Below are 21,702 nucleotides of genomic sequence, written 5' to 3' on the forward strand. Positions count from 1 at the left end.
GCCATACTTAGCCAGGGGGAAAAATGTCTCTAGGGTTACCCGGCCATCTGGTCCAGCTGACGCTCGCGCGCGCCCTCGCGCGGGCCGCGCACTGGTTTGCGCTGACCTGTCTTATGGCGGGAGCCGTGTCGGTCTCCATCCTCAGCCTGAGCAGCCCCGAACTCTGGATCACCGTGGTGGTCGTGGTCGCCATGGGCGCCCTGCTCGTACTCTTCACCCGGCACCGCCGAATCGGGTTCGCCGTCGCCTATCTCCTCGTCGGAACCCTCAGCGTTTACATCTTCACCGTGACCGTGCTCGGCGTTCCCGACGTATTCCCTGCATCGAATATGTTCCTCGTCGCCCTGCCCAAGATGGCTCTCGTCATGGTTGGTGGCGCCGGATCAACCGCCCTCGCCGGCGTGCTCTGGAGCACCGCCGCCTTTCTCCTGGCCGAATCCGCCGCCTTTCTCGCCATCCTCGGCACCGAAGTGCCCTACCGCCCCGATCTGTTCACCCTCTCGACCTACGTCGTTCTCGTTGGAGTCATAGTGCTCGCCGGAATCGACCGCCGCGCGAGCAACGCCGCCCAACCCGCCATCCACCGCGCCGTGCAGGACGGCGCCAACCGGCAGCTCCGCGACGCCCTCGACACCCGCGCCATCGCCCTGCTCAACGACACCACCGTTGCCCAGCTGGTCGCGCTCTCCCTCGCCGAACCCGGCGCTCTCTCGCCGGGCCTCCAGACGAGCCTCCGAGACACCCTCAGCACCCTGCACGACACCAACTGGCTCACCGATATCGACGCCCGCAGCAACACCGGCCCACAACCTACCCTGGCCGAAAAAGCGCAAACCGAAACGGCCCAAGCGCAAACCGAACAGCCCCCCAGCCAGGCGTGGCTCTCCAGCGCCGTGCACACTGCCATCGAACGGTGCAGCGAGCGCGGGCTGAAAATCGAGGTCACCGGCGACCGCGATGCCCTCGCCCGCCTCGACGCCGGCAGCGATCGCGACGTCGGTCTCGCCGTGCAGCAGTGCCTCGTCAACGTCATCCTGCACTCCGGAATCGCCTCGGCCGAGGTCGCCATCGAGCAAGACCTGACCACAATCTCACTCCTCATAACGGATGCTGGCCGCGGCTTCACCGAATCCGAATCCGCCTCCGACCGCCTCGGTCTGCGGCAGTCCGTGCGGCGCCGCATTGAACAGCTCGGCGGATCCGTACTGATCTGGAGCCGCCCCGGCGCCGGAACCAGCGTGCGCCTCACCGTCCCCGCCGCGCAGAAGAACGCATGACCCGCGCCACGCCCACCCCGCGCCGGCCGCGCGCGCCGGCATCCGCTTCGCAGCAGCGCCTCGACCCGATCGGGGGCCTCGCTGCCTGGCCCCTCGCCCCGGTTGTCGCCGTCATCGTCGTGACCTATGCCGTGGTCGCGACAATCAGCCGCACGCACGAGATCCAGACCAGAGAGTTCGCTGCGGCCGCCGTCGCCGTGCTCATCATCGCCGCCGCCGTGCTGGTCTGGTCGGCGCGGCCCGACCTGGCGCCCTTCACCCGCGCCCGGGCCGTCGTGATCGTGGCGCTCGGCCTTGCGGCGCACCTGCTCGCCGCGGCGAGCACCTGGCAGTTCAACGGCATGATCCAGGACGATTTCGCCCCGATCGGCCTCGGCCTGCTGCTTCTCGCCCTCGCGCCGTTCCGGCCGTTCAAAGAGATCCTCGTGCTCGGCAGCGCCTCAGCGCTGGCAGTCGGCATCACCGCCCTCGTTCAGTCGCCGTACCTCAGCATTCAGACCCCGCCCGCGCTGTTCGCGATCATCGCCATGACCCAGGTGCTCGCCCCCACCCTCGGCGCCGCCGCGTATTCTCGACAGGTCGTCAATTCCATTCACCGCTGGCAAACGGATGCCCGCCGCGCCATCCGCGCGCGCACCGAGGAGGATCGCGGCCTCCTCGCCAGTGAGGTCGTCGAACAGCGCCTACGAAACCTCGGTGCCGATGTGCTGCCGTTCCTGGCCGACGTGCTCGAGCGGCAATCCCTCACCGCCGCGGACATCAAACGCGCGCGCTCCCTCGCCTTCCAGGTGCGCCGGGTGCTCGTCGCCGAGGTCGACCACACCTGGCTTGATGACCTCATCGACCGCGAACGCATCAATCTCACTGCGCGCGGCCTCACCCCGCTCTGTGTCGTCGCCGACCCCGAGCGTCGCGCCACCGGCTTCGACTCCGACCAGCGCGCGGCCGTCGGCGCAATGATCGTGGCCCTCTGCCGGCTCACGGGCTTCGACCCCACGAGCCTCGTCGTGCAGATCGACGGATCCGGCGCCGCCCCCGCCGACACCGACCAGATCACCCAGGCCTTCGGTCACCGCAGCGCCCGACCCACCCCGGCCACCGACACCACGACCCTCGCCATCGTCACCGCTGAGGAGCAGCAGGCCGCCGCCCAGGCCAGGGCCCAGGCCCGCGCGCAGGCCCAGGTGTACGCCGCGACAGGATCGAGAACGCACACGTCAAGCTCCAAAACCATCGACACCATCACCATCCAGGCCGGCATCTCCCTGCCGCCGTTCCAGCGGCGCCGCGCCCTGCGCCCCTATCTCAGCGTGCTGCGGGCGGTGTTCACCCGGGTGCGCGTGGCGAGTCGGCATCCGCTGCTCACGCTAGAATTTGAGGCTGAACGCTTCCAGACCAAAGGCACCCGATAATGGCCAAACTGTACTTTCGCTACGGCGCCATGAACAGCGGCAAGAGCACGTCCATGCTGCAGGCGGCCTATAACTATGAGGAACGCGGGCACCACGTGCTGCTCGCCAAACCGTCGGTCGATACCAAGGGCGACCGCGGCGTTCTTTCCCGCCTCGGCGTCACCAGGGCCGTTGATTTTCTGCTCACCCCCGAAACGGATGCCTACGCCCTGTTTCAGCAGCACCGCACGCAGGTGCTGCAGCAGTTCGGCCGTGATGTCAGCGCCCTGTTGCTCGACGAAGCCCAGTTTCTGACCGAAACCCAGGTCGACGACCTGCTGCGCATCGCGATTCTCGAGAACGTGCCCGTGTTGGCCTACGGCATTCGCACGGACTTTCAAACCGTCGCCTTTCCCGGCAGCCGCCGCCTGCTCGAGGTGGCCCACAGCCTGGAAGAACTCAAGACGATCTGCCGCTGCGGGCGTAAGGCCGTGTTCAACGGGCGCCAAATCGACGGCGTCTACGTTTTCGACGGCGACCAGGTGGCCATCGACGGCGAACAGGTCACCTACGAATCGCTCTGCGGCAGCTGCTACCTCGAGGAGAGCCACGGCGTGCTCAACAACCGCAGCCGCCCGGCACCCCGTTAGACCGCTTCGGGCGGGGCGCTCGTGTTCGCGTCGGGCGCCCCGGCGTTCCCCTGCTGGCGTTCCCCTCCTCCACCATAAAAAGATCGAGCGGAATGATAAAGCCACCATTTCTGAGGGCGCTCGTACAGGGGCCAACGCGCGCTCCAACCCAGAACGGGGCAACGGCGAATCCGAGCTAGCACATTAGGGTAAAACCCATGTACCGCTATCGAGTGGCTCTCATCGACGATCACGAGATCGTCGCTCGCGGCTTCGCTGAACTGTTCTCCACCATCCCCGAAATCGACGTCGCCGCCACGGTCGCCACGGTCACCGAACTGCTCGAGGCCACACCGCACGGCACCCGCATCGACCTTGTCATCCTCGACCTGCGGCTCTCCGATGGCTCCACCGTTACGAGCAACGTCGACCGTCTCCGCGCCCGCGGTGCGGCCGTGCTCGCTTTCACCGGGGGAGACGATGCGCAACTCATGCGCGCCGCCGCCCACGCCGGCGTGCTCGGTGTCGTACGCAAATCCGAACCCACCGCCGTGCTGCTTGACGCCATCACGCGGGCTGCGCGCGGCGAAACCATCGCCTCCACCGACTGGGCGGCCGCCCTTGACGGTGACCCCGACCTCGCCGACGCCGGGCTCAGCCCGCGGGAACGCGAGGTGCTCTCGCTCTACGCGGCGGGCGCGAAAGCACCCCTCGTCGCCTCCCGCACCGCGCTCTCCGAGGCCACCGTGATCGACTACATTCGCCGCGTGCGTTCCAAATACGAGCGCGTCGGCCGACCCGCCAACACCAAGATCGACCTGTACAAGCGCGCCCTGGAAGACGGCATCCTGCCCAGCCCCGGCCACTCCTAGTGCCGCCCCGCCGCGCGGCCAGCAACCGCGACGACGTCTCGGCCACCGAGCGCCTCGCCCGCATGCTCTACCTCGGGGTCGGCGCCACGGCCCTGCTCTTCGGTGCGCTGTCCCTCGACGCTTTCCTGCGACAGGTTGAACCCGACCTGCCGCTCGCCTCTGCCGGTGGCTGGATTTTTATCGTGGGGCTGCCGTCGACCCTCGGGTTTCTCTCGCACGTGGTGCCGCTGCGCGTGCTGCGACGCATCGCCATCTCGGAAGCCTTCACGTTTCCGTGCATCCTCGGCTGGTGGTTGATCATGAGGTTTGAGCCGCTGCCGAAAGGCGACGACGTACCCTGGGTGCTCATGCTCTCGGCAATCCCGACGGTCACCATCGCCATCTTTGCGAGTCCGTGGACCGCGCGCACCTATGCCGTCCTCGCGTCCATCGCGAGCGGGATCATCCGCGCCGCGACCTCGGCCGAACCTCAGCCCGTGCTCGTCGGCGTGCAGGACGCCCTCTACACGCTGTTGCTCTCGAGTGTTCTGGTGGCGCTGACCCTGACCATCCGGCGCAGCGCCGCCCGGGTCGACCGCGAGGAGCACATTCGGCGGGCCGCCGAATCCGAACAGGCCGCCCGCGCCGCCCGACGTGCTGAACGCCGCACCATCAACGCCCTCGTGCACGACAGCGTGCTCTCCACCCTGCTCATGGCGGGCTTGAACCGTGCCTCACCCATCGTCATCGCGCGCCAGGCGCGGTCAACGCTCGACCAGCTCGATGCCCTCGGCACGCACAGTCGGCCGTCCGCAGTGAGCGGGGCCGACTTCGCCGACCGGTTGCGTCGACAGTGCGAACAGCTGGCAGCACACGTGCACGTCACGATCCTGCAGAACGACCTCCGATCGATCCCGGCCCCGGTCATGCTCGCGCTGCTCGGCGCCGCCGGTGAAGCACTGCGCAACTCGGTCGCCGCAGCCGGGGCCGGCCACCCGCACGCGGTGCACCGTCGCGTCTCGCTCAGCACCGACGAAGGCACGATCCACCTCGCCGTCACCGACGACGGCGTGGGCTTCGACCCCGCAACGGTGGCCGACCACCGGCTGGGAATAGCCGAGAGCATAGTCGGCCGCATGGAACGCGTGCCCGGCGGCAGCGCCGTCATCACGAGCCGGCCCGGGCACGGAACCTCGGTCGACCTGTTCTGGGTTCGGCCGGCTATCGCCACCGAGCCGGCCCCGGCAGCAGGGACCACACTCGCCGAGATTCCCGGGGCTGCGTCGCGCCCGCTGTCGTTCTCCGCGTCCCTCGGCTTGTCGGTGCACACGGCCCGAGGCATGGTCGTGCTCTTCATCGTCGTGCACGCGGTGCTCGCGGCCGCCAACTCCGATCGCGTCACGCTGATGCCGCTGGGCATCTTTGCCTTCCTCGTGCTGTCGACCGCAGCGATTCTGGTCACCGGCGACGCCGCCGACCCGATGCCGCTCACCCGCACGGTGAGTGTGCTCCTGCTCGCTGCGGTCGCCGCGACGCTCATGTACTTTCACATTCCGGGCGGGAACGTCGGCCCCTTCGCCCACTGGCACCTGGGCGCTATCACGCTGCTACTCATCGTTCTGGTGGCCCGCGGACGCACCGCCTGGGCCTGGGCCGGCTACGCCCTGATGGCGGTGGTCTCCGTCTTCTGGGCCCTGCAGGTCGGCCTTACCATCGGTGACGGCCTGCTGCTGGTGAGCCGCCACGCCGGCACCCTCCTGGCCGGAACCCTGTTCTCCGTGGGCCTGCGGCATTCATCGCGCAACCTCGACGACCTGTATCGCGATCGGTCACGGCGGCAAGCTTTCCTGGCCCAAACCGGTGCGACCGCCTCTGAACGACAGGCACAGGTTGCCCGGCTGAACGCCATGGCGCGGCCCTCACTGGAACGCCTCACCCGCCCAGACGCCATGACCGAATTTCAGCGCGACGAACTCTTGCTGGTCGAGGCAAGCCTGCGCGATGCCATCCGGGCGCGCTGCCTGTTTGTCGAACCCCTCATCGGAGCCACCTGGGCGGCACGATCGCGCGGGGTGCAGGTGGTGCTGCTCGACGACAGCGGCGACCAACAGCCGGCATCCGTTGTGCGTACGGCGGCGATCGTCGGCGACGAGCTTGATCGTCTCACCCACGGCCGACTCACGGTGCGGGTGCTGCCGCCCGGGCGCCCCGAGTTCGCCACGATCATGGTGGAGACCGTCGTGAACGACGCCACCGAGAGCCGCCTGCTGCTGATCGCCCGTGACGGAACAGTGCGGGAGGCGTAGACGAGTCGTTGCAACAAATCACCCCCACTTCGGGAGGGTTAAAAATGAATTACTGGGGTCGAATGCAAATCCGTCTATGTATTGCACCAGATCGCCGCTACCGTAGAGGGTACCGAGGTATTTCATGAAGATGTGCCGGGAAGCGTTGAAATCGGCGCCGCAAACCATCAACACCCAGGGGGAACCTCACCATGTTCAAGAAAAGCCTAGCCACGGCCGCAATTGCCGTCATCGCCGTTTTCGCCCTCGCACCGGCCGCCAACGCCGTCGACTACGTCTCAGACGCCAAGGTGAGCATCGTCTCCGCTCCCGTCGCCGGTGGAACTGCCGTCGTCGGCTTCGCAGCGAGCGCCTTCGCTAGCGGGGAGAGCGTCACTTACACGGTGTCGGGATCGCACGCCGCCGTACTGACCGTCATCAAGACCGCTGTCACTTCGTCTCTCACCAAGCAGGCTGCGGTTGACGGTTCCTCGTCGGTCAATGTCGCTATTCCGAGCAACGCAACCGGCGACTACACCGTCCTGGCCAAGTCCGCGACCAAGTCCTACACGGCAAACCTCGACATCGTCGCTGCCGACGCCGGAACCAGCACGGGCCTCCCGTCCACCGGCTACAACGTCCCGGTCCTCGTCATCTGGGGTGCCGCTGGCATCCTCGTGCTCGGTGTCGCCCTCGTGCTCGTGCGCATCTCGGTTCGCCGCCAGCGGGCCAACGCGTAACCAGCTTCACCGAGCAGCTTCGGCCGCTTACCAAAACGCCCCGACAGGCTCTGGTGTCGGGGCGTTTTGTTGTGCCGCCACGTTGAAGGACGGAGGCTGCGCCGCCCGGCTCCAACACCGCCAGCGCGCTGGCACCGCCGCGCGCTGGCACCGCCCTGCGCCGACCAGCCCTGCGCCGACCAGCCGCGCGCTGCTTACAGAGCCGTCTGCGGTGGTTCGGCCACCACCTGCAGCCCGGTGGCCGAGTTCGCGGAGACCAACAGGGCTTCGACCCAGTCCCGGTTCAGCGCCGGCACCTTGCTGCCGAAATACTTGTAGGCCAGCGCGATGCCGGGGTGAATCCAGACCGTGCTGCGACCCCCACCGGTGAGCGAGTCGTCACGCCAGGAGAAGTAGAACGATTCGCCGCGGCGCAGCTTGGCGCCGATCACGAGCTGGATATGGGCCAGAACGCGGTCATCGAAATCGGCCGTCAGGTAGGAATCGTAGGTTAGCTTGCCCATATTCTGACCTCATCATTTGCAAGATGCTGCGACGAGCGGTTGGGCTGTATCGCAGGATTTCTTGGGTGTTTCTCGTTCGTTATGTGAGCGGTTAAGTGCTGGTCGTGCCGATACTACTGAACCGATCAGGTCAACCCCTAGCCCGGCTAGCTGTGTGGCAACCCCAGTGCGGGGGTGGCCGGTTCAGGCCCGGACGGCTACAGCAGCGCCGGCACGATGGCGAGGGCGTTAAACGTCACGTGCGCAATGATCGCTCCGCCGATTCGGCCGGTGGCCAGCGACAGCCAGGCTACGGCTAACCCGAAGCTCAGGGTCGAACTCCAGACCACCGCAACGGTGGCCGCGCTGCCCAGGTCGATGCTCACGAGGTGCATGAGCGCAAAGGTCAGCCCGCTCACACCGACGGCGATCATGGCCGCCAGGTGCCCGCCCGTTCGGCCGTGCGGTACGTGAGACCGGTACATTCGCGACATGTCGGGCTGAAGTGGCGTCGAGCCCGGTCTGTCGTGAAATTTACCGATCGAAGGTGCGCGAGCACCAGACACTTCGCTGTAGATGGCCCGCAGCACGAGCCCTCGAAAGAAGACCTCCTCGATGACGGGTGCGAGCAGCACGGGCGCGAGTAGCGTTCCAAACAGCCACCAGGCGTCGTAGACCGTCTCGCCGAAGCGCACGCCGGCCGAGCCCACGCTGCCATATCCCCAGATCTCGATGAGACTTGCCACGGTGCGAGCCAGGAGCCCCACCCCGAGACCCCAGATCAGGTCGATTGGCCGCACCGACAACCGCAGGTACCGCACCCACCGTGCCGCGCCCCGACGCCCGACCGCCGCCACGACGGCGCCGAGCAGGGGCACCCACACGCACAGGTAGCCCAGCAGCAGGGCCAACCGGCTGTCAGCGAATGCGGTCGACCCCACGATGACGATGAGCACGATCGCAAGTACGAGGCCGACTGCGGCGGGCGCGAGCGCCGACCCGAAAAGTGGTCGGGCCTTCATTCGACCCGTCGACACGGCAGTGATACCCATATGCCCAAACTACCCGTCGTCGGTAAGCGGTCGGAGTGCGGGGCTAAAGTTCGATATCCTCAGACGAGGGTAGCCGCATGATTGTGCGGTGCAACACGCACTGCATGCCGGCTAATATTCCCGCAGAACACCTGAGGGGAACGCTGTCGTATGGAACTACGCGACTATATTCGAATTCTGCGCAAGAGCTGGGTGCTCATCGTCTTGTTGACGCTCGTAATGGTGGGGGCGGCATCCGTTTACTCGATCGTGCAGACGCCCCAGTACAGTGCCACGTCCACGGTCGTCATCTTCACCCAGTCCAGCGGGTCAACGGCCGACCTGGCTCAGGGCAACAGCTTTTCGGTCGCGCGGGTCAAGACCTATTCCGCGCTCGTCACGACCCCCATCGTGCTGCTGCCCGTCGTGGCCAGCCTCGAGCTCGGCATCACGGCCGATGAGTTGGAGAAGAAGGTCGAAGCCTCCGCCCAGCTGGACACCTCGATCATCGATATCACGGTCACCGATACCGACCCGGTGCGCGCGGCCGACACGGCGAACGCCGTCTCGGCCAGCCTCGCGCTCGTCGTCGAAGACATCGAGACCCCTGACACGACCGACGCGACCTCGCCGGTCAAACTCACCCGCGCCCAGCAGGCCACGGTGCCGACCATTCCGGTCAGCCCCAACGTGCCGCTCAACATCGCCCTCGGGGCGCTCGTGGGCCTGGCCCTCGGCGTGGGCCTCGCGGTGCTGCGCGAAACGCTCGAAACCCGCATTCGCAACACCCACGATGTCGAACAGATCACCGACCTGCCCATTCTCGGCGGCATCGTCTTCGATCCCAAGGCCAAGGACCGCCCGCTCATCGTGCACGTTGACCCGCGCAGCCCGCGCGCTGAGTCCTTTCGCACGCTGCGCACCAACCTGCAGTATCTCGATGTCGGTCGCACCGACCGTTCCTTCGTCATCACCTCGTCGATCGAGAGCGAGGGCAAGAGCACAACCGGCGCCAACCTCGCCATTGCGCTAGCGGATGCCGGCTCGCGCGTTCTGCTCGTCGACGCCGACCTGCGCCGCCCGAAGTTAGCCGATTACATGGACGTCGAGGGTGCCGTCGGGCTCACCGATGTGCTCATCGGACGAGCCGATCTGGCCGACGTCATTCAGCCGTGGGGCAAGGGCCAGCTCTTCGTGCTGCCGGCTGGCCATGTGCCGCCGAACCCGAGCGAGTTGCTCGGCTCCACCCGAATGACCCAGCTCATCACCGAGTTCAACCGGGCGTTCGACGTGGTGCTCTTCGACTCGCCGCCGCTGCTTCCGGTCACGGATGCTGCCATCCTCGCCAAGAACGTGGGCGGGGCGCTCATCGTGGTCGCTGCCGGTCGCACCCAGAAGAACCAGCTCAAGGGTGCCATCGCCGCGCTCGACAACGTGGGCGCACCGGTTTCTGGCATGGTGCTCACGATGCTGCCGACCAAGGGACCAGACGCCTACGGCTATGGTCATTACGGGTATGGCTACGGATACGGCGACACCACCGTTCCGGCCGTCGTGCCCTCGGTCGTTCCAGAACGAACCCGCGGCTCGCGCGTCAAGAACTAACCTGCCGCTGCGCTCTGCTTGAATAGGGCAATGTCCACTACGCGCTCGCACGCCGCGCCTCCGAAGCGTTCGCGTACCATCGTGGGCCTGGTCGTGCTCGGGGCGCTCGTCGTCGTGATCGCCGCCACTGCCTGGGTGGGCATTCGCGGGCTGCAGGCCAAGGACGCCCTGCAGGCCGCGGTGCCGCTCGCCGCGAGCATTCGAAACCAGGTGGTCGCCGGAGACGGCGCGGCCGCGGCCCAGACCGCCGCACAACTCGCCGAATTCGCCGAGACCGCGCGGTCGCGCACGAGCGACCCCATCTGGCGCACCTTCGAACTGCTACCGTTTCTCGGGCCGAACCTGCAGGCGGTGCGCGAACTTGCCGCGGTGGTCGCCGACGTCGCCGAGAACGCGGTGACACCGCTCGCCGACCTCGCGGGCAACCTCAACCTGACCGATTTCAAACCGGTTGACGGAAAGATCGCCCTGCAGCCCCTCGTCGACGCGCAACCGCAGGTGGCCGCGGCCGACGCCGCGCTGGCTCGGGCGGCCGCGAACGTCAGCGCTATCGACACCGGCGACGTGCTCGAGGTCGTGCGCAACGCCGTCACGCAGCTGCGGGCCGTTACCGTCGAGACCGCGGTCACCCTCGATGGCATGAACCGCGCGGTCACCCTGCTGCCGGCCATGCTCGGCGCTGATGCACCGCGCGACTACATCCTGCTGTTTCAAAACCCGGCCGAACTGCGCTCCGCGGGCGGCATTCCCGGTGCCCTCGCCCTGCTGCACACCGACGCCGGCAGCATCGAGCTCACCCAGCAGGCCAGTTCCAGTTCGTTTCCCGAGTATCCGGCGCCCGTGCTGCCGCTCGGCGATGAGATCCGCGGCATCTACAGCGACATCACCGGTCAATTCATTCAAAACGTCACCATGACGCCCGACTTCGCGCAGAGCGGCGCCCTCGCCCGCGAAATGTGGCGCCTCGAATTCGGCGTCGAGGCCGCCGGCGTGCTGTCGGTCGATCCGGTGGCGCTGAGCTACTTGCTCGACGCCACGGGCCCCATCACCCTCGCCACCGGCGACGAACTCACCGCCGACAACGCCGTGCAGCTGCTGCTGAGCGACGTCTACGCACGATACGAGGTGCCGGCCCAGCAGGATGCCTTCTTCGCCGCCGCCGCCGGCGCGGTCTTCGACGCCGTCAAGAGCGGCCGCGCCGACCCGACCAAGCTCATCGCCGCGCTCGCCCGGGCCGCAACCGAACACCGGGTGCTGGTCTACAACGCCGACGAGGCCGAGCAGGCCCTGCTGTCCGACACCACGCTCGCCGGAACGCGCCCAGTCAGCGACAGCTCCACCAACCGCTTCGGGCTGTATTTCAACGACGGCACCGGCGCCAAGATGGATCTCTACCTCGACGCACACACCGCCATCGGCCAGCAGACCTGCCGCCAGGACCTGCGCCCGCAGTACTCGGTCGAGGTCACCCTCACCAACACGGCGCCAGCGGATGCCGCCACCAGTCTGCCCGCCTACGTCACCGGCGGCGGCGCCTTCGGGGTGCCGCGCGGCAACATCAAGACCATGGTTAGCGCCTACGGCACGCCCGAACTGCAGAATCTCGGCGTGACCCGCGACGGCGCCACCGTTGCGTACCACCCGGCCACCGATGCGACCTACCCGGTCAGCACGATCGGCATCGAACTCGCGCCGGGGGAGAGCACCGTGCTGCGTTTCAGCTGGCTCGGCGACGAGCCGTTCAGCGGTGACCTCGAGGTGCGCAGCACCCCGCTCATCACACTGCACGAGGTCACCCAACTAGACTTCGGTTGTTAGGGCTCGCCGCGGCGAACCGGCCAGCACAACCTCGGGGGATCCACACCTTGCTCAAAAAACATCTCGCCACCCTCACGATCGCTGTCGTTGCCGTGCTGGCGGTACCGGTCGCGGCGCAGGCCGCCGGCTATGTCGCCGCCGACCTCATCTCGGTCAGCGGTGACCAGCAGGCCGGCGGCGAGGTCAGCGTGGCATTCGGCGACGGTGCCTTCGAGAACCTGGAGCGCGTCTCCGTGGCCGTTACCGGCGAGGGAGCTGTGACGTTCGGCCTGGTGCGCGCAGCGACCGTCGACGTCGTGCGCTCGGCCACCCGCGTCGGCGCGCTCGACCTCACCGTGATTTTGCCGGCCGACGCCACCGGCTCGTACACCCTGACCGCGACCGGCCTCAGCTCGCAGAGCGTGGGAACGGCCACCATCACGGTCGTCGCCGCCGACGGCTCCGCGAGCCTGCCGTCCGCCGGCTTCGCGGTGCCGGTTCTGCTGCCCATCATTATCGTGGCGATGCTGCTGCTCGGGCTCGCACTCGTGCTCATCCGCCGCCGACTGGCCCGCCAGCAGCACGCCTGATTTAGTGCCCGGGCCCCTGCTTACGGGGCAGAAGCCCGGCACCGTGATCGCCGATCTGTGCGAAGCTACGGGGGGCATTTATGTACCGCAACGAAAGGTCGCCACTTGGAACTCCGCGACTATATTCGCATCCTGCGCAAGAGCTGGCTTCTCATCGTCGCGCTGACGCTGGTGGCCGTGGCCGCAGCATCTGCTTTCTCGATCCTGCAGACGCCCAGGTACAGCGCCATGTCCCAGGTCTTCGTCTCGACGCAGTCGAGTGGCACCACGTCCGATCTGGTGCAGGGCAACAGCTTCACGGTGGCACGGGTGAAGACCTATTCCGGCCTCGCGACGACGCCGCTCGTGCTGCTGCCGGTCATTGAGAGCCTGAAACTCGACCTGACATCGGCCGAGCTCGAACGGGCCATTTCCGTTTCGGCCCAGCTCGACACCTCGATCATCGACATCACGGTCACCGACCCCGACCCGGTGCGCGCGGCCGACATCGCCAATGCGGTGTCGCAGAGCCTCACCGAGGGCGTTCAAGAGATTGAACAGCCCGACGACCCGAGCGCCGCTGCGCCGGTCAAGCTCACCCGTGTGCGAGTGGCCAGTGTGCCGATCACTCCGGTGAGCCCGAACGTTCCCCTCAACATCGCGCTCGGCGCACTGGTGGGGCTCGCCCTCGGCGTCGGCCTGGCCGTGCTGCGCGAAACGCTCGACACCCGCATTCGCAGCCAGCGCGACGTCGAGCAGGTCACCGACATGCCGGTCATCGGCGGCATCGTGTTCGACCCGAAAGCCACCGAGCGCCCACTCATCGTGCACGCGGATCCGCGCAGCCCTCGAGCGGAATCCTTTCGCACCCTGCGCACCAATCTGCAATACCTCGATCTTGGTCGCGCCGATCGCTCCTTCGTCGTCACGTCCTCCATCGGTAGCGAGGGCAAGAGCACCACGAGCGCCAACTTGGCCATCGCCCTGGCTGACGCGGGCGCTCGCGTTCTGCTCGTCGACGCCGACCTGCGTCGCCCCAAGATCGCCGAATACATGAACATCGAGGGCGCCGTCGGCCTCACCGACGTTCTGATCGGTCGCGCCGAACTCGCCGACGTGATTCAGCCGTGGGGCAACGGTCAACTGTTCGTGCTGCCCGCCGGCCATATTCCGCCCAACCCGAGCGAACTGCTCGGCTCGGCCGGTATGGCCACCCTCCTCCAGGAGTTCAACCGCACCTTCGACGTCGTCATCTTCGACTCGCCGCCCCTGCTGCCCGTAACGGATGCCGCAATCCTCGCCAAGAGCGTCGGCGGCGCCATCGTCATCATCGCCGCCGGCCGCACGCAGAAGAACCAGCTCAAGGGCGCCATCGCCGCACTACAGAGCGTCGGTGCGCCCATTAGCGGGCTGGTTTTGACCATGCTGCAGACCAAGGGACCGGATGCCTACGGCTATGGCCACTACGGACAATACGGCTATGGTCACACCTACGGCGACGTCACAGCGGAACCCGAGATGGTCGCCCCGCCGTACTCCCGCCGATCGAGAGCCCAAGCATGAGCGCTGTTCGTATCCTCCTGGTCTGCACCGGCAATATCTGCCGGTCGCCCCTCGCCGAGCAGCTGCTGCGCGCGCGTTTCGCGGCGCTCGGCCTGCAGGCTGAGGTGCACAGCGCCGGCACGCGCGCCATGGTCGCGAGCCCGATGACCGACGAGGCGGCCGCGCTCGCACTCAAGCACGGAGCGCTCTCAACCGACCATTCGGCCCGCCAGCTCACCGAGCAACTCGTCGCCGACGCCGATCTCATTCTCACGGCCACGCGGGACCATCGCCGTGAGGTGGTCACCCTGCTGCCAAAGGCCACCCGGTACACCTTCACGCTCAACCAGTTTGCCCGCCTGGTTTCTGCCACAGAAACCGAGCCGTCGGCATCCGCTTTCTCGGCCTTCGTCGCTTCGATCGCGGCGACCCGCGGTCTGCATCCCTCGCCGACTCCTCCCACCCTCGACGATATCGATGACCCCTACCGGCAGTCGGCGGCCGTGTACACCCGCGTGGCCGCCATCATCGACGACTCGGTCACAACGATTGCGGCGGCCCTGGCCCCTGCCCTGCGTGGGCACTGATATGCGTCGTTTTAGCCGATCAGCCCCGCGCGACTCCTCGCGCCGCCGCGCCTGGATCTACGTCGCCGTCGGCCTGTTCCTGCTCGTTGACATCTACCTGGTCGCCACCGCCCTCACCGCTACGCAGGCGCAGACCGTGCTCCCCGTCGCCTCGCCACGCGCGACGCTCGCCCCCACGACGTCGCCGACTCCCACGGCGTCCCCGACTTCCACGCCGAGCCCGACCGCCTCGGCGGCCGTTGCGGTCAGCCCGGTGCCGGCCACGCGCATCCTCTCGGCGGTGTCGTCGACCGTCGCCTGGCGAGCCATCACCGGAACCTGCCCCGACCCGCTCGCCGAGCCCGAGGTGAGCACCGACGCCGGCGCCACCTGGACCACGACCGACGCCAACACGCCCACCGAGGTCACCGCCCTGCAGAGCATCGACCCGACCAACGGTGCGGTCGCCCAGATGCTCGGATTCGCCCAGGCTGACTGCTCAGCCCAGGTCGTGCGCACCTTCGTCGGCGGCGACAACTACGCCTCCGCCGACGATGAACTCGACACCGCGTGGTACGTCGACCCGGCCGACCGCGCCGAACTGCACGGCCCCGACGGCGTGCAGACCGCCCCGTGCGACGCGGTCGTCGCCCTCGCGCCCGGCGCGTCAGCCGACGCCGCCGCCGTACTCTGCGCTGACGCCCGCATCTTCACCACGGCGGATGCCGCCGCCTCCTGGTCAGCACCGCTGACCGTTCCCGGGGCGCTCACCCTCACGGCGACTCCCGGCGGTTACCTCGCCCTCGCTGCCGGGCCCGCGCCCGTCACCACCCAGCCGACCGCCACCCCGGCACCAGCCACCTGCCTCGGCCTGGGCGTCATCGACGTCAGTGTCGACCCCGCAGACCCGGCCGGGGCCCCGATCGCGAGCGCTACCGGATGCTATGTCACCGACGAGGCGCCCGCCGCCCTGGCCGGAAACATTGCGGTCTCCGTCGCCGACGACGACACGGTCTGGCTCTGGATCGGCGACCTCACCCTGCGCTCCACCGACGCCGGCCAGACCTGGCTCTAGAGGGGCGGGCTGTCCGCAGACAAGTGCGGCACCGGCGAGCGCGCGCCCGCGACTTCTCCACAGAATCGCGAATCCCCGACGCGAAAACGCCCGCGGGACTAGTCTCAGCCCATGGACGACAACCTCTCGTGGGTTTTTCAGCACAGAGACGTGCACGAGCCGCATCTCTGCGCCGAATGCGGCGAGCCCATGCAGGTCACCTGGCATGGCACGGGTTACGACTACGGCTGCGAGAACCTCGCGTGCACGCAGCTCTACTTCGGCCCGCCCTACTCCGAGTCAGAGCTGGCCGCCACCGTTCCGGCCGGGGCGCGCACGCCCAATTGCCGCCGCTGCCTCATGCCCATGCAGGTGGTCCACGACGGTGACGGCTGGCAGTTCGCCTGCGAGCAAAGCGGATGCGACGGCACCTGGCCCCCCAACGCCCCCTGACCCGCCCCCCTGACCCGGCCCCGCCCGGCTACATCTGCCTGGCCACCCTCACCGTTTGTCTTCTACCCCGTCGCGCACCTGAAATCGCTGCTGTCGCGCACACACAACACAGGAGCGAGTCGAACCGACTCCACGGCGTCTCCGTTCAGCACGCCGAGGAGCAACTTCACGGCGACCCGGCCAATGTCGAGCATCGGCGATCGCACCGACGACAGCGCGATGGGCAGTTGCGCGGCCAGTGACGTGTCATTGAATCCGACAATTGCCAGGTCGCGGCCCACGTGCAATCCGTGAGAATTTGCCGCGCCCATGGCGCCGATGGCCGCGAAGTCGTTGACCGCGAAGATCGCACTGGGGCGACGATCTGTGTCGCGCAGAATGCTATCCGCTGCGGTGTGCCCGCCCGTCGTGTCGAAGCGCGACCACACGATAGCGCTCTCGGGGATCGTTCCGCCGAGCGTGCGAAACCGGGAGACGAAGCCGTGCGTGCGATCGACTGCAGTACTGGCGTAGGGTTCACCAGCGATGATGGCCACATCCCGGTGGCCCTGGTCCCACAGGTGCTGCGCCACCAGGGCTCCGCCCAGGGTGTCATCGCAGGTGGCTGATGCGAAACCGGCAATGGCGCGGTTCATCAGCACGAACGGCACCTGGCGTTCGGTGAGTTCGTCGAGAATGTTGCCGTCGAGGTGCGCGTCACCGATGATGAGGCCGTCGACCCGCCGAGACAGCATGATTTCCATCTTGCGCCGCTGTATCAATGTATCGTCGCGGGAGTTCATGACGAATGTGGAATAGTTGGCGTCGTCGGCGGCCTCGTCGATTCCCTCGTACATCACGGCGAGCACGAGGTCGGAGAGCCGCGGGACGATGACGCCGAGAAGGTGAGTACGCCGCGTGCGCAGGCTCGTGGCGTGGGGATCGGGGGAGTAACCCACCTTCTTGGCCAGCTCCCGTACGCGTCGGGCCGTAGCCGGCGCGGCGGCGCCGCGTGCCGTATCGGTCTTTCCGTGCAGGATGCGCGACACGGTCGACGGGTGCAGGCCGAGTTCGGCGGCCAGGTCTTTGAGGGTGACGGATCCCGGTCTGATGTCTGTCATGTCGCTGTCTCCAGTTTCAGTTATCCGAGAAAGCCGGATACGAAGCTTGACGAGCCTATTGATCTCATTCTATAGTTTGAACACCTCACTACCCAAACGATTGGGTAGTGAACGTTAAGTACCCGCAATGACGCGTGCAGTCGGCCGAAACATTGGGTATCTACTCTTGCATCAAGAAACCCAATCGTTTGGGTACCGACTTTCGGAGAAAATAATGACAGATCGTGCCGGCACCCACGTGGTGTTGCTGGCGACCGGTGGAACAATCTCGTCGCGCGCCCGCTCCGCGGAAGGCGGCGCCGCGGTTGCCGCCGACGCCGGTGCGCAGATTCTCGGTGGTCTGGCCACAGCCCCGGCCTACCCCGTTCGGGTCGTCGACGTGGCCTGTGAGGGGTCGTACCTGCTCACTCTCGTCGACATGATCGCGATCTGCGCGCAGATCAAGATTGCCTTGGCCGATCCATCGGTGCGGGGGGTCGTTGTCACGCACGGCACCGACACGATGGAAGAGACCGCCTACCTGGCCGACCTCACCCACGACCACGTGAGCCCGGTGGTCTTCACCGGGGCGCAAAAATCCGCCGACGCCGCCGACCCTGACGGCCCTGGCAACCTCGCCGATGCCATCGCGGTCGCTGGATCACCCGCGGCAGCAGGCCTCGGCGTGCTGATCGTTTTCGCCGGCGAGATATTCTCCGCGCGCGGTGTGCGCAAAGCAGAGACCTTCGCGCTCCGTGCCTTCACCAACCCCGACTTTGGCGCGGCCGGTTTTCTAACCGCCACCGGTGACGTCGTTATCACCCGTCATGACCAGCGGATGCCCCCGCTCCCCCTGCCACCCCTCCCGCCCAGCCAGGCCAGGCGCGTCGACGTGGTGTCTGCCTACCCGGGGGCGGACGGACTCTTTCTGCGGGCATCCGTCTCTGCCGGGGCCAGCGGAATCGTTCTGCAAGCGACGGGAAGCGGCAACGCCAACCCCGCCCTGTGCGCCGCCGTCGTCGCGGCCACCGCAGCCGGCACCGTCGTGGTGACGAGCACCCGGGTGAGCGCCGGCCCGGTCATCCCGATCTACGGCGCCGGCGGAGGACGAGACCTCGTCGCGGCCGGCGCTATCCCCACTGGCCTGCTGCGTCCCTCGCAATCGCTGATTCTGCTCAGCCTGCTGCTGCAGCTCAATTTCAACCACGATGAGATCGCCGACGCCTTCGCCCTGCACGGGGCAGCCATCGCCGAGCCCGCCCAAATTTGTTAGTGCAACGAAAGGCACAGATATGAAAAAAGATATACAGATTGCATTTGGAGTTGATGTCGACGCTGTCGCCGGCATGCTCGGTTCCTACGGCGGCGAAGATTCCCCGTGCGACATCTCCCGCGGCATGTTCAGCGGCGAGGTCGGTGGGCCGCGACTTATTCGACTGTTCGACAAGTACGACTTGCCCGCCACCTGGTTCGTTCCCGGGCACTCCATCGAGACCTTTCCCGAACTCACCCGCATGATCGTTGCCGCCGGGCACGAGATGGGCGTGCACGGCTACTCCCACGAGAACCCGATCGCGATGACCCGCGAGCAGGAAACCACGATCCTGGACCGATCCATCGAACTGATCGAAAACGTCTCGGGTCGGCGCCCCACCGGGTATGTCGCCCCATGGTGGGAATTCTCATCGGTGACGAACGAAATTCTGCTCGAGCGCGGCATCAAGTACGACCACTCGCTCATGCACAATGACTTCGAGCCGTACTACGTGCGTGTCGGTGACAGCTGGAAAAAGATCGACTACGCCCAGAACGCCCAGACCTGGATGGAGCCGCTCGTGCGCGGCACCGAGACCGACCTGGTAGAGATCCCCGCCAACTGGTACCTCGATGACCTGCCGCCGATGATGTTCATCAAGGCCGCCCCGAACTCGCACGGTTTCGTGAACCCGCGCGATATCGAACAGATGTGGAAGGACCAGTTCGACTGGGTCTACCGCGAAATGGATCAGGCCGTCTTCACGATGACGATCCACCCCGATGTCTCCGGGCGACCGCAAGTTCTCCTCATGCTCGAGCGCCTCATCGAGCATTTCAACTCCCACGAAGGCGTCAGCTGGAACACCTTCGACCAGATTGCAGATTCCTTCCTCGCCCGTTCTCCCCGAAAGGTTCCCTCCGCATGAAACTGAAATCCCCCACCCTCGATCTCACGGCGGCGACCGTCAACGAGAAACGTCGTTTTCCCGCCTTCACCGTGAAGCAGACCCGCACCGCCACGATTTTGGCGCTGTTGGCCTGGACCGTTGCCGTCTTCGACTACGGACTGTTCGGCACGCTTCTTCCCGCCATGCAGGAATCCTTCGGGTGGACCGCGCCGGAAGCGTACGCGATTAACACCTGGATCGCCGTTGGTACCGCGATCGTGTGCTTCGGCGTCGGTCCGGTCATCGACCGCCTCGGACGACGCAAGGGCATGATGGTCACCGTCGGTGGCACGGCCATCGTCTCCGGCCTCACCGCCATCATCCCCACCGGAATGGCCTTCCTCAGCAGCGGCTTGCTCGTGATCGTGCGATCCTTTGGCGGTCTCGGGTTCTCCGAGCAGGCCGTCAACGCGACGTATATGAACGAGGTCTACCAGGTCACCGAAGACGAGAAGAAGCGCAAGCGTCCGGGCCTGAGCTACTCCTTCATTCAGGGCGGTTGGCCGCTCGGCTTTCTGCTCGCCAGCGCGCTCGCCCTGGCTTTTCTCCCGACCTTCGGCTGGCGCGCCCTGTATCTGATGGCCACCATCCCCGCCGCCCTCATCGTGTGGGCCATTGCACGCAAGCTCAAAGAAACTCCCCAGTTCGAGCTGCACAGTGAACTCACCCGACTCGATAAGGCCGGGCGCACCGAAGAGGCCCACCTGCTTGCCGGGTCGTACGGCGTCGAGCACTCCTCGACCGCACCGCTCAAGCTCATCTGGGAGCCGAAGCTGCGCCGCAACACGATCGTGTTCTCGCTCGCCTGGATCTTCAACTTCTTTGGCATCATGATCTTCAGCATTCTGGGAAGCTCGGTGCTCAAGAACGCCAAGGGCGTCGAACTCTCCGATGCCTTCTGGATGCTCATTGTCATCAACGCCCTGGCCTACTTCGGCTACGTGTTCCACGGGTGGCTCGGCGACAAGATCGGCCGCAAGCGCACCATCATCAGCGGTTGGATTCTCGCATCGGTCGCCTTCACCATCATGTTGAGCCCCCTCGCCAACAGCCCCGTGACCATCGTCGCAAGCTTCGGCGCCGGCCTCTTCTTTCTCGTTGGTCCGTACGCGGCTATTCAGTACTTCATGGCGGAGTGCTACCCGGTGAGCTGCCGCGCCACCGGCACGGCGTTCATCGGCGCGATGAGCCAGCCCGGAATCGTTATCGGCGGCGCGCTGTTCACCGCCGTCGCTGCCGGAGCCAACACGGGAACCGCCGCGCTCTGGGTTGGCGCCCTCGGCACCCTCATCTCGGGTTTGCTCATGTTCGCCGCCAAGCCCATGGCAGAAGCTCCCCTCGATGTCGCACCGGAAATCGAGTTGAAAGCCCAGCGTGCCTGAACCTCGCGTCGCGATCATCACCGGTGCCGCTAGCGGTATCGGCCGGGCCCTCGCCGTGCACTATGCCGGCGAGGGGGTGCGCAGTATCATCGGCACCTTCCCGGGCGACCCGCATGACCCGCAAGAAACACTGCGGCTGGTGCGAGATGCCGGGGGCGAAGCCGTCGTGCATGAGGTCGACGTGCGCAGCACGGCATCCGTTGACGCTTTCGCCCAACGGGCGGTCGACGAGTACGGCGGCCTCGACTACGCCGTCGCCAATGCGGGCATTTTGCGTCATTCATCGCTCGCCGACATGACAGATGCCCGGTGGACCGACATGCTCGATGTCGACCTCACCGGTGTGCTGCGCACGTTGCGTGCCGGTGCCGAACGCATGACCGAGGGTGGCGCCATGGTTGCGGTCTCCTCGATCGCCGGGGCGGTTTACGGGTGGGAGGGCCATGCTCACTATGCTGCCGCGAAAGCCGGCGTGCTCGGACTGATTCGCAGTGTGGCTGTTGAGCTGGGGCCACAGGGCATTCGGGTCAATGCGGTCATTCCCGGCCTCATCGAAACTCCGCAGTCACTCGACCCGGTGAATTCGCTGGGACCGGATGGCCTCGCCCGAGCAGGCAAGGACATTCCCTGGGGACGTGTGGGCACGCCGGCCGAAGTGGCCAGCGTCATCGCGTTTCTTACTTCATCGCAGGCCGGGTACGTCACCGGGCAGTCGCTCATCGTTGACGGCGGACTCACCGTGAAAATGCGCGCCTAGATATGGAA

The 21,702-nt window shown here is 66.7% G+C and carries 20 protein-coding genes; 17 read left to right on the forward strand and 3 right to left on the reverse strand.

Annotation, left to right across the window (positions count from 1 at the left end; genetic code table 11):
• Positions 1-23: 23 nt before the first annotated feature.
• The 6 genes from E3T47_RS08395 (at position 24) to E3T47_RS08420 (ending at position 7,173) form a co-directional block, all read left to right on the forward strand.
• Positions 24-1,277 (forward strand): sensor histidine kinase, encoded by a 1,254-nt coding sequence (locus E3T47_RS08395; RefSeq protein ID WP_134555615.1) that lies wholly within the window; start codon positions 24-26, stop codon positions 1,275-1,277.
• A complete protein-coding gene (locus E3T47_RS08400) occupies positions 1,274-2,689 on the forward strand; it encodes a hypothetical protein (protein WP_134555616.1) in 1,416 nt (471 codons plus the stop codon). The genes E3T47_RS08395 and E3T47_RS08400 overlap by 4 nt, the downstream gene beginning before the upstream one ends.
• Complete coding sequence (locus E3T47_RS08405; protein ID WP_134555617.1) at positions 2,689-3,318, forward strand: thymidine kinase; 630 nt, start codon at positions 2,689-2,691, stop codon at positions 3,316-3,318. Before E3T47_RS08400 ends, E3T47_RS08405 begins: the two co-directional genes overlap by 1 nt.
• A 197-nt stretch (positions 3,319-3,515) precedes the next feature.
• Entirely contained in the window at positions 3,516-4,169 is a 654-nt protein-coding gene (locus E3T47_RS08410; protein ID WP_134555618.1) for a response regulator transcription factor, read from the forward strand.
• Positions 4,169-6,454 carry a sensor histidine kinase gene (locus E3T47_RS08415; protein ID WP_134555619.1) on the forward strand — a complete coding sequence of 762 codons (2,286 nt, stop codon included), beginning with the start codon at positions 4,169-4,171 and terminating at the stop codon, positions 6,452-6,454. Before E3T47_RS08410 ends, E3T47_RS08415 begins: the two co-directional genes overlap by 1 nt.
• Positions 6,455-6,645: 191 nt before the next feature.
• Positions 6,646-7,173 (forward strand): sortase, encoded by a 528-nt coding sequence (locus E3T47_RS08420; RefSeq protein ID WP_134555620.1) that lies wholly within the window; start codon positions 6,646-6,648, stop codon positions 7,171-7,173.
• Between the two features lie 194 nt (positions 7,174-7,367).
• On the opposite strand, the gene E3T47_RS08425 is transcribed toward E3T47_RS08420, so the two are convergent.
• Both E3T47_RS08425 and E3T47_RS08430 read right to left on the reverse strand, forming a co-directional pair.
• Positions 7,368-7,676 carry a DUF7882 family protein gene (locus E3T47_RS08425; protein ID WP_134555621.1) on the reverse strand — a complete coding sequence of 103 codons (309 nt, stop codon included), beginning with the start codon at positions 7,674-7,676 and terminating at the stop codon, positions 7,368-7,370.
• A 197-nt stretch (positions 7,677-7,873) separates the two neighbouring features.
• Positions 7,874-8,707 (reverse strand): CPBP family intramembrane glutamic endopeptidase, encoded by an 834-nt coding sequence (locus tag E3T47_RS08430; RefSeq protein WP_134555622.1) that lies wholly within the window; start codon positions 8,705-8,707, stop codon positions 7,874-7,876.
• A gap of 150 nt (positions 8,708-8,857) precedes the next feature.
• Between E3T47_RS08430 and E3T47_RS08435 the strand changes: the two genes are divergently transcribed.
• The 7 genes from E3T47_RS08435 to E3T47_RS08470 all read left to right on the forward strand — a co-directional run bounded on the left by E3T47_RS08435 (position 8,858) and on the right by E3T47_RS08470 (position 16,272).
• Positions 8,858-10,291, forward strand: coding sequence for a tyrosine-protein kinase domain-containing protein (locus E3T47_RS08435; protein ID WP_134555623.1), 1,434 nt, complete (start codon positions 8,858-8,860; stop codon positions 10,289-10,291).
• A 30-nt stretch (positions 10,292-10,321) separates the two neighbouring features.
• Positions 10,322-12,109, forward strand: coding sequence for a DUF4012 domain-containing protein (locus E3T47_RS08440; RefSeq protein ID WP_134555624.1), 1,788 nt, complete (start codon positions 10,322-10,324; stop codon positions 12,107-12,109).
• Positions 12,110-12,156: 47 nt separating this feature from the next.
• Entirely contained in the window at positions 12,157-12,678 is a 522-nt protein-coding gene (locus E3T47_RS08445; RefSeq protein ID WP_134555625.1) for a hypothetical protein, read from the forward strand.
• 105 nt (positions 12,679-12,783) lie between these two features.
• Positions 12,784-14,220 (forward strand): tyrosine-protein kinase domain-containing protein, encoded by a 1,437-nt coding sequence (locus E3T47_RS08450; RefSeq protein ID WP_134555626.1) that lies wholly within the window; start codon positions 12,784-12,786, stop codon positions 14,218-14,220.
• Positions 14,217-14,786 (forward strand): arsenate reductase/protein-tyrosine-phosphatase family protein, encoded by a 570-nt coding sequence (locus tag E3T47_RS08455; protein ID WP_134555627.1) that lies wholly within the window; start codon positions 14,217-14,219, stop codon positions 14,784-14,786. The genes E3T47_RS08450 and E3T47_RS08455 overlap by 4 nt, the downstream gene beginning before the upstream one ends.
• Position 14,787: 1 nt before the next feature.
• Positions 14,788-15,840: an RAD23 family protein gene (locus tag E3T47_RS08465; protein WP_166805663.1), complete on the forward strand. Its 1,053-nt coding sequence runs from the start codon at positions 14,788-14,790 to the stop codon at positions 15,838-15,840.
• A 111-nt stretch (positions 15,841-15,951) separates the two neighbouring features.
• Positions 15,952-16,272, forward strand: a complete 321-nt coding sequence (locus E3T47_RS08470) for a hypothetical protein (RefSeq protein WP_134555630.1) — start codon at positions 15,952-15,954, stop codon at positions 16,270-16,272.
• 62 nt (positions 16,273-16,334) lie between these two features.
• Here E3T47_RS08470 and E3T47_RS08475 read toward each other — a convergent pair whose 3' ends face one another.
• The gene (locus tag E3T47_RS08475; protein ID WP_134555631.1) at positions 16,335-17,372 is read right to left on the reverse strand and encodes a LacI family DNA-binding transcriptional regulator; all 1,038 of its coding nucleotides are present in this window, start codon (positions 17,370-17,372) and stop codon (positions 16,335-16,337) included.
• Between the two features lie 214 nt (positions 17,373-17,586).
• Here E3T47_RS08475 and E3T47_RS08480 point away from each other — a divergent pair, with 214 nt between their 5' ends.
• From E3T47_RS08480 to E3T47_RS08495, 4 genes are read left to right on the forward strand one after another with little or no spacing between them, the layout of a single operon-like run.
• Entirely contained in the window at positions 17,587-18,624 is a 1,038-nt protein-coding gene (locus E3T47_RS08480; RefSeq protein WP_166805664.1) for an asparaginase, read from the forward strand.
• A 19-nt stretch (positions 18,625-18,643) separates the two neighbouring features.
• Positions 18,644-19,534: a polysaccharide deacetylase family protein gene (locus tag E3T47_RS08485; protein WP_134555632.1), complete on the forward strand. Its 891-nt coding sequence runs from the start codon at positions 18,644-18,646 to the stop codon at positions 19,532-19,534.
• Positions 19,531-20,937: an MFS transporter gene (locus E3T47_RS08490; protein ID WP_134555633.1), complete on the forward strand. Its 1,407-nt coding sequence runs from the start codon at positions 19,531-19,533 to the stop codon at positions 20,935-20,937. Before E3T47_RS08485 ends, E3T47_RS08490 begins: the two co-directional genes overlap by 4 nt.
• Entirely contained in the window at positions 20,930-21,694 is a 765-nt protein-coding gene (locus E3T47_RS08495) for an SDR family NAD(P)-dependent oxidoreductase (protein WP_134555634.1), read from the forward strand. Before E3T47_RS08490 ends, E3T47_RS08495 begins: the two co-directional genes overlap by 8 nt.
• The last annotated feature ends 8 nt before the right edge of the window (positions 21,695-21,702 follow it).

The organism is Cryobacterium ruanii (genome assembly GCF_004404055.1).
In the GTDB taxonomy this organism is placed as follows: domain Bacteria; phylum Actinomycetota; class Actinomycetes; order Actinomycetales; family Microbacteriaceae; genus Cryobacterium; species Cryobacterium ruanii.